Source organism: Pseudomonas sp. YuFO8 (assembly GCF_035065025.1).
Lineage (GTDB): Bacteria > Pseudomonadota > Gammaproteobacteria > Pseudomonadales > Pseudomonadaceae > Aquipseudomonas > Aquipseudomonas putida_AE.
The window spans coordinates 1-9,025 of sequence record NZ_JAXDEQ010000076.1 but is presented as its reverse complement, the minus strand read 5'-3'; the positions used below and the strand labels follow the sequence as shown (position 1 = coordinate 9,025).

The window sequence follows — 9,025 nt, the reverse complement described above, 5'->3', positions numbered from 1 at the left end:
CGATGCGATGGTGGCCGTGATGCCGCCATCGCTGGCAAGCCAGCTCCTACAGGATTTGTAAATGCTGTTGGATTTGGGGCATTACGCGCATCTGTAGGAGCCGGCTTGCTGGCGATGCGATGGTGGCCGTTACGCCGTTATCGCTAGCCGCCAGCAGCAGGGTGGTTCAGCCGTCGATAGCCGGAAAATCGATATCGGTCAGGGCGACGTTGTTCAGGTAGTGGGTCAGCGTTTTGATCCTGTTGTTGCGCCACATCCTGAGCAGTCGCGATCAGCAGCCGGGCATGATGGCCGGCCTGGCCGATCCACGTCTGGCGCGCCCTTTGAACCAAATGCACGAAGCGCCCGGCAAGGCCTGGAGCGTGGCCGACCTGGCGGTGGCGGCCAACATGTCCCGGGCCAGTTTCGCCGAGCACTTCAAACGGGTGGTCGGGCAGGCCCCGATGGATTATCTGGTCAGTTGGCGCATCAGCCTGGCGCAGAAGCGCCTGGGTGAAGGCAAGCCCATTGCCCTGATCGCCGAAGAGGTCGGTTATGAAAGCCCTTCGGCACTGGCCCGGGCGTTTCGCCGCAAGACCGGGGTCAGTCCCCGGCAGTGGAGAGGATAACGCGGCCAGCGTATGTTGGCCGGCGCACTGGCGGGCCACGGCAGCTGTGCTAGCTTCTTGGGGGGAGTCTCTGGTTTGCCAGCGTCCCGTCGTGTCTACCTCGTACAGGCCCTGGGGAGTCGATCAATAATATGCAGGATGCGCGCCCAAACCCGACGCTGGACCTGGAGTATTGTGTCGAACGTCCGATTTTCATGGACTTCCTGCAGCACGCCGGACGCACGCCCGATGCCGTGGCGGTGGTTTCCCAACACGCCACGTGCAGCTACGGCGAACTGGAAGCGATCAGCCAGCGCCTGGCGGGCTTTCTGCTTGAACAGGGCGCGAGGCCATCCGACCGGGTGGTTATCGTCTCCGGGCGCTGTGCGGGGCTGGTCTACGCCATGCTCGGTGCCTCGCGCGCCGGCTTGACCTTCACCGTTGCCGACATGGCCTATCCCCGTGCGCGCATCGAGCAGATCATCCATGTGCTCGAGCCGAGTTTTGTCCTCGTTTGCGGCGAGGCCGCGTTCGAGCTCGATCCCCGGCGATCGTCTGCGATACGCTTGGTCAATATCCCTGAAATGCCCGGCGACGTGCTGAAGGCCTTCGCCGTCGAGCCAAGGGGCTTGCCAGAGGTCAATCCTGGAGACCCGGCCTATATCACCTTCACCTCGGGCAGTACCGGCGAGCCGAAGGGGATTGTCACCCATCACTCGCCCCTGGTGCATTTCATCGAATGGCATAGCCAGCGTCATTCGTTGACCAGGGACAGTTGCTTTTCCCTGCTGTCAGGGCTGGGTCACGACCCGGTCTACAGGGACGTGTTCACGCCGCTGTCCATTGGCGCAAAGGTCGTGATCCCGGCCCAGTCGACCGTTATCGATCCAGCCGCATTGGCCAAATGGATACACCAGCACGGGATCTCCGTCATTCACCTCACGCCGCCCTTGGGCAAACTCATTGAAACCGGGGCGAAGATCAGTGGCTTGCAGTTCGATGACCTGCGCTACCTGTTCTGGGGCGGGGATGCCTTGAGCAACACCCTGTACCAGCAAATCTGCGCCATCGCCCCCAACGCCATCAGCGTCAACTTCTACGGCACGACCGAAACGCCCCAGGCGATGGCTTACCATCAGATCGATCCCGCGCTCGACAATTCAAGGATCCCGCTGGGCAAAGGTATCGAAGGCGCGCAACTGTTGCTGGTCAATGAGGCCAATCGGTTGGTCGGCGAAGGCGAAGTCGGGGAGATCCTGATACGCAGCCCGTATCTGTCCCTGGGTTACTACGGTGATGCAGCGCTGACCAAGGAAAAGTTCGTGGTCAACCCCTTTACCCGGGCCGAGGGAGACATCTGCTATCGAACCGGCGACCTGGGCACCTACCTTGCCGATGGCAGTGTCATGTTCCGGGGGCGCGGCGACAGCCAGGTGAAGATTCGCGGCCATCGCATCGAGCTCGCTGAAATCGAAGGTGCGATCTCCAGGCATCCGCGGATCAAACAGTGCGTGGTGCTGGCCGACAACGACCGTTCGAACGTGAAGCTGGTGGCCTGCTGCGTTGCAGCCAAGCCGGTTGCAGCGGTTGAACTGCGTGAGCAGGTGGGGCAGGCGCTGCCCGACTACATGGTGCCGGCGTTGTTCGTGTTCGTGGAGTCCATTCCACTGACGCCCAACGGCAAGATCGACAAGCGGGCGTTGCAGGCGCTGGTCGACAACCAGGCGGCCCCCGTCAATGCCAGCCAGGACCTGTCGCCGCTGGCGCTCAAGTTGTCCCAGGCATGGGCGGAAATTCTTGAAGTGCCGCGTATCGATCCGCAGTTGACGTTCGTTGAGCTGGGCGGGGATTCACTCTCGTTCGTGCAGGCTTCCATGGTGTTGGAAGAGCTGATCGGCCATCTGCCCGATCAATGGGAAATGATCCCGGTCGTTGAATTGTGTGAACTGGCCAGCGACACCAAGGCCTCGCGGTTTTCGATCCGGGCCATGGAAGTGCCGGTGTTTTTACGCGTGGTGTCCATCGTGTTGATTGTGATGGGGCATTTCAATGTGTATTCGCCGTGGCCGGTGTTCGGCGAAACCATGGCCCTGTTCCTGATTTCCGGGGTCAGCCTGGCGAGGTTTCAGTTCAAGGCCATCAATGAGTACGGGAGCGTGCGCACGCTGGTGAAGTCCGTTGCCAGTATCGCGGTGCCAACGATCCTCTATACGGTGTTGGTGCAATTGCTGTTCGACAAAGTGCATTGGCAATCACTGTTGCTGATTTCCAATTGGTTTACAGCGGATAGCGTCGGTGTCTTCACCTATTGGTACATAGAACTGCTGGTGCAGATGCTGGTGATCATCGGGTTCGCGCTGTCGTTCGAGCGCGTGAGAAACATCATCAGTGCAGACCCGTTTCGTTGTTTTGTCATCGCGTCATGCGTGTTGGCGGTGGCTGACGTGCTGATCAGTCTCTATGTGTTCGATGCGAGCGCGCTGTTCAATCGGGTGCCACAGCATTACCTGGCGATCATGGTGCTCGGCATGGCCATTCACAGTGCCAGTACGACCACCCAGAAGTGGATCGTCAGTGCCGTTGCCGTCCTGGTGGTGGGTTGGCAGGACATGGTGGCCATGTTGGGGTATGGACCGTTCGCCGGCGAGATCTGGAGCCATTTCGATATCGCCCTGCCTGCCGCGCTCCTGGTGATCTGGGTCCGGTCCATTCCCGTACCCGGTCTGATGGCGCGGGGCATGGCGTTGATTGCCTCCTCGACCCTGTATATCTACTTGACGCACTTCCAGTTCCTGTCGGTGGCCCGGCGCCTCGGCGATTATCCGCTGCTCGCGGTGGTGCTCGCCGTCGTCGGTGGCGTGGCGGTGGCGTATGTCTGGAACAAGGTGGTGCGCTGGGTGATGATGCGCGGCAATGGCGACGGCAAGAAGCGTGGTGCGGATAAAATCGAGCGGGTGGCGTGACGGTTCCGTAAACTGGCGGCGCAACAGGCGTTGCGCCGTGCATGCCGCTGCTGACATGCGCGCGCCGCCGACTTACCACCTCAAGCAAGAGACCCCCATGGCAAACCAAGACCTGACCTTCGTTCCCGATCCCGATGCGGACTCCATTTCCTCAGACGTCGCCGGTTTCGCCGGCATGCTGGTCTCCACCCAGATTCCGACCCGTGCCGATGGCAGCCTTGAACTGGGCGATATCACCCTGCAAAGCGAGTGCACTCTGCAAGCGCTGAAAGTGGCGCTGGAGCGCGCCGGCAGTTCCATGGACCGGGTGCTGCACCTGACCATCTACCTCACCGACATGGCCGACCGCGCCGCGTTCAACGAGGTCTACAAGCGCTTCTTCGCCAAACCGTGGCCGGTGCGCGCTGCGGTGGGCGTGGCGTCGTTGGCGGTCGAAGGGATGCGCGTGGAAGTCACCGCAATGGCTGCCAAAGCCTGATCGTAATCCCACACGCGAAACTGTAGGAGCTGGCTTGCTAGCGAAGAGGCCAGAAAGAGCAACGCAATACTCAAGGCCGCCTTCGCTGGCAAGCCAGCTCCTACAAGGGTTTTTTGGTACGCGAAGCTGCATCTTCGCACCCGCAAGCCGCCACCTGGCAGTACACGGGTGCCCCTCAGGCATTTCACCGCTACAATGCGCGCCTCGACCGTGACAGCCTGACTAAAAAATATTATGTCCCTGCCCAAACATCACCTGGAATTGCTCAGCCCCGCCCGTGACGTGGCGATCGCCCGCGAGGCCATCCTGCATGGCGCTGATGCCGTCTACCTCGGCGGCCCGAGCTTCGGCGCCCGGCATAACGCCTGCAACGAGGTGAGCGATATCGCCGCCCTGGTGGAGTTCGCCCATCGCTACCACGCCCGGGTATTCACCACCATCAACACCATCCTGCACGACAACGAGCTGGAGCCGGCCCGCAAGCTGATCCACGAACTGTACGATGCCGGTGTCGACGCGCTGATCGTCCAGGACCTGGGCGTGATGGAACTGGACATCCCGCCGATCGAGCTGCATGCCAGCACCCAGACCGACATCCGCACCCTGGAGCGGGCGAAATTCCTCGACCAGGCCGGTTTCTCGCAACTGGTACTGGCCCGCGAGCTGAACCTGCAGGAAATTAGCGCCATCGCCGACGAAACCGACGCGGCGATCGAGTTCTTCATCCACGGTGCGCTGTGCGTGGCGTTCTCCGGCCAGTGCAACATTTCCCACGCCCACACCGGCCGCAGCGCCAACCGCGGCGACTGCTCCCAGGCCTGCCGCCTGCCGTATACCCTCAAGGACGAGAAGGGCGGGGTGATCGCCTACGAGAAGCACCTGCTGTCGATGAAGGACAACAACCAGAGCGCCAACATCCGCGCCCTGGTGGAAGCTGGCGTGCGCTCGTTCAAGATCGAAGGGCGCTACAAGGACATGGGCTACGTGAAGAACATCACCGCCTATTACCGCCAGCGCCTGGACGCCGTGCTCGAAGACCGCCCGGACCTGGCCCGCGCGTCCAGCGGCCGCACCGCGCATTTCTTCCTGCCCGATCCGGACAAGACCTTCCACCGTGGCAGCACCGACTACTTCGTCAGCGAGCGCAAGATCGACATCGGCGCCTTCGACTCGCCAACCTTCACCGGCCTGCCGGTGGGCGTGGTGGAAAAAGTCGGCAAGCGCGATCTGCTGGTGGTCACCCACGAGCCGCTGTCCAACGGTGACGGCCTCAACGTCCTGGTCAAGCGTGAAGTGGTGGGCTGGCGGACGAACATCGCCGAGCCAAAAGGTGAATTCGAAGAAGACGGCGAGAAACGCTATCGCTACCGCGTCGAGCCGAACGAGATGCCCAAGGGCTTGCACCAGTTGCGCCCGAATCACCCGTTGAGCCGCAACCTGGATCACAACTGGGCCCAGGCGCTGCAAAAGACCTCCGCCGAGCGCCGGATCGGTCTTTCCTGGGTGGCGCGCCTGCGTGAAGAGCGCCTGGAACTGATTGCCACCAGCGAAGAGGGCATCAGCGCCAGTGTGGCCCTGGATGGTCCGTTCGGCGTGGCCAACAAGCCGGAGCAGGCCCTGGAGCAGCTGCACGATCTGCTGGGCCAACTGGGCACCACCGAGTACCACGCCACCAACATCAAGCTGGACGCGCCGCAGGCGTTCTTCATTCCCAACTCGCAGCTCAAGGCCTTGCGCCGCGAAGTGATCGAAGCACTCACCGTGGCGCGCATCGCGGCCCATCCACGGGGTGGCCGTAAAGCCGAGACCACACCGCCACCGGTGTACCCGGAATCGCACCTGTCGTTCCTGGCCAACGTCTACAACCAGAAGGCCCGCGACTTCTATCACCGTCACGGGGTCAAGCTGATCGATGCGGCCTACGAGGCCCATGAAGAGACGGGTGAAGTGCCAGTGATGATCACCAAGCACTGCCTGCGGTTCTCCTTCAACCTGTGCCCCAAGCAGGCCAAGGGCGTGACCGGCGTGCGCACCAAGGTCGCGCCAATGCAGTTGATCCACGGCGATGAAGTGCTGACGTTGAAATTCGACTGCAAGCCTTGCGAAATGCACGTGATCGGCAAGATGAAGGGGCACATCCTCGATCTGCCGCAACCGGGCAGCGTGCAACAGGTCGTCGGGCACATCAGCCCCGAAGACCTGCTCAAGACCATCCACCGCGCGCCCCACTGAGTGATCGGCGAGCGCGCAGTCAAAGGCTGCGCGCTCGCCAACTCACCCCTCGCAGTTCAGCTCACTTCAGGTCGAAGCGGTCAAGGTTCATCACCTTGGTCCAGGCCGCCACGAAGTCCTTGATGAACTTCTCCTCGCCATTACTGGCATAGAACTCCGACAGCGCGCGCAATTGCGAGTTGGAGCCGAAGACCAGGTCGACTCGGGTGCCCGTCCACTTTTTCTGGCCGGTCTTGCGATCGCTCGCTTCAAACTCTTCCTGGGCGTCCGACACCGGTTTCCACTCCACACCCATGTCCAGCAGGTTGGTGAAGAAGTCGGTGGTCAGTGCCTCGGGCCGCGTAGTGAAGACGCCGTGGGAGGTGTTTCCGGCGTTGGTCTTGAGCACGCGCAGACCGCCGATCAGCACGGTCATTTCCGGCGCGGTCAGGGTCAGCAACTGCGCCTTGTCGATCAACAGCGACTCCGCCGATACGCTGTATCTGCCCTTGAGGTAATTGCGGAAGCCATCGGCGATCGGTTCGAGAAAACCGAACGACTCGACATCGGTCTGTTCCTGGGAAGCGTCCATGCGCCCCGGCGTGAACGGCACCGTGATCGTGTGCCCGGCATTTTTCGCGGCTTGTTCAACCCCCGCATTACCGGCGAGGACGATCAGGTCGGCGAGGGAGATTTTCTTGCCGCCGGCGTTGTATTCCTGCTGGATACTTTCGAGTTTCGCCAGCACGTTCCCCAGTTGGTCGGGCTGGTTGGCCTGCCAGAACTTCTGTGGGGCCAGGCGCAAACGTCCGCCGTTGGCACCGCCGCGTTTGTCCGAACCGCGGAAGGTGGAGGCCGCCGCCCACGCCGTCGAGACCAGTTGCGAGACCGACAGGCCCGAGGCCAGCAGCTTGCTTTTCAGGGCCGCGACGTCACTGTCGTCGACCAGTGGATGATCGACGGCAGGAATCGGGTCTTGCCACAGCAGTTCTTCATTAGGCATTTCCGGGCCGAGGTAGCGTGAGAGCGGGCCCATGTCGCGGTGGATCAGCTTGTACCAGGCACGGGCGAAGGCGTCGGCCAGTTGATCGGGGTTCTCCAGGAAACGCCGGGAAATCGGCTCGTAGATCGGGTCGAAGCGCAGCGCCAGGTCGGTGGTCAGCATGGTTGGATTACGGCGTTTTGACGGGTCGTGCGCGTCGGGGATGATCCCGGCACCGGCACCGTTTTTCGGCGTCCACTGGTGAGCGCCCGCGGGGCTCTTGGTCAGTTCCCATTCGAAGCCGAACACGTTTTCGAGAAAGTTGTTGCTCCACTGGGTCGGCGTGGTGGTCCAAGTCACTTCCAGGCCGCTGGTGATAGTGTCCGGGCCTTTGCCAGTGCCAAATTTGTTCTTCCAGCCCAGGCCCTGTTCTTCCAGGCCAGCCGCTTCGGGCTCGGCACCGACGTTGTCGGCAGGGCCGGCACCGTGGGTCTTGCCGAACGCGTGACCGCCGGCAATCAGCGCCACGGTTTCCTCATCGTTCATGGCCATGCGGCCGAAGGTCTCACGGATGTCCTTGCCGGCGGCCACCGGGTCCGGGTTGCCTTCCGGGCCTTCCGGGTTCACGTAGATCAGGCCCATTTGCACGGCCGCCAAAGGGTTTTCCAGATTGCGGCCTTGATCGGTGCGGCTCTCCTCATTTTCCCCGGGTTCGGCGACGAGCGGGCCTTCGCCGGGTTCTTGTGCCGGTTCTTGCTTTGAGTCGTATCGGGTGTCGCCACCCAACCATTTTTTTTCCGAGCCCCAGTACACATCTTCGTCTGGTTCCCAGACGTCAGGCCGGCCGCCGGAAAAACCGAAGGTCTTGAAGCCCATGGATTCCAGCGCGACGTTACCGGTCAGGACGATCAGGTCGGCCCAGGAAATCTTGTCGCCATACTTTTGCTTGATCGGCCACAGCAGGCGGCGGGCCTTGTCCAGGCTGACGTTGTCCGGCCAACTGTTGAGCGGTGCAAAACGCTGCTGGCCAGAGCCGGCGCCGCCGCGGCCATCGCCGGTACGGTAGGTGCCGGCGGAGTGCCAGGCCATGCGCACGAACAGCGGGCCGTAGTGACCGAAATCCGCCGGCCACCAGTCTTGCGAGTCGGTCATCAGGGCGGTCAGGTCACGCTTGACCGCGGCAAAATCCAGTTCCTTGAATGCCTTGGCGTAGTCAAATCCCGCGTCCGTGGGGGTGGTCAGGGACGAGTGCTGGTGCAGGATCTTCAGATTAAGCTGGTTCGGCCACCAATCGCGGTTCGTGGTGCCACCACCAGCGGCGTGATTGAACGGGCATTTCGTTTCAGTTCCCATCTGTGAGCTACCTTTGGTCGTGTTCATTCAGCCATCGTCCCGGTTGAGGTCCGATAGCGGTGAGTGAAATCAATGACTCAGGCTGTTGGCCCAGCAAGTCGATCAACTGATCATCGTGGCCAAACGGGCATCGCGGCACTGGCAAGCGAGTAACCAACGCGATGACCCAGGTATGCCTAGTCGGTTTCTGACTCCTGCTTTATCTTCTTATCAGGTCTGGGCCGGCCAGACCGCACCGGCGCTAGTTAAGGCTAGACCGCCCTTGGGCAGACGGCTAATAGCTGGAGTATTTGTAGTCGATAGGTGGAATCTTTCAAGGCGCCTGAAAATTACGCCTCGAAATGTTTCCTATGAAAGCGTCATTGGCGTATCGCCAGCGAAGAGGCCCGAGAGACCAGCGCAATACTCAAGGCCGCCTTCGCCGGCAAGCCGGGTTCCTATAATGTTTTGT

General features: G+C 61.6%; 4 protein-coding genes and 1 pseudogene. 4 read left to right on the top strand and 1 reads right to left on the bottom strand.

Annotated features, from left to right (window positions below):
- Nucleotides 1-230: 230 nt before the first annotated feature.
- The 4 genes and pseudogenes from SOP95_RS31005 to SOP95_RS30990 form a co-directional block, all read left to right on the top strand.
- Nucleotides 231-608, top strand: a pseudogene (locus tag SOP95_RS31005) (helix-turn-helix domain-containing protein); the annotation flags it as partial.
- Between the two features lie 131 nt (nt 609-739).
- Nucleotides 740-3,550, top strand: a complete 2,811-nt coding sequence (locus SOP95_RS31000; RefSeq protein ID WP_323609460.1) for an amino acid adenylation domain-containing protein — start codon at nt 740-742, stop codon at nt 3,548-3,550.
- Nucleotides 3,551-3,647: 97 nt separating this feature from the next.
- A complete protein-coding gene (locus SOP95_RS30995) occupies nt 3,648-4,028 on the top strand; it encodes a RidA family protein (RefSeq protein ID WP_033044524.1) in 381 nt (126 codons plus the stop codon).
- A gap of 234 nt (nt 4,029-4,262) precedes the next feature.
- Entirely contained in the window at nt 4,263-6,260 is a 1,998-nt protein-coding gene (locus tag SOP95_RS30990) for a peptidase U32 family protein (protein WP_323609459.1), read from the top strand.
- A gap of 61 nt (nt 6,261-6,321) precedes the next feature.
- On the opposite strand, the gene katG is transcribed toward SOP95_RS30990, so the two are convergent.
- Nucleotides 6,322-8,574: a catalase/peroxidase HPI gene (gene katG, locus SOP95_RS30985; RefSeq protein WP_323609458.1), complete on the bottom strand. Its 2,253-nt coding sequence runs from the start codon at nt 8,572-8,574 to the stop codon at nt 6,322-6,324.
- Between the last annotated feature and the right edge of the window lie 451 nt (nt 8,575-9,025).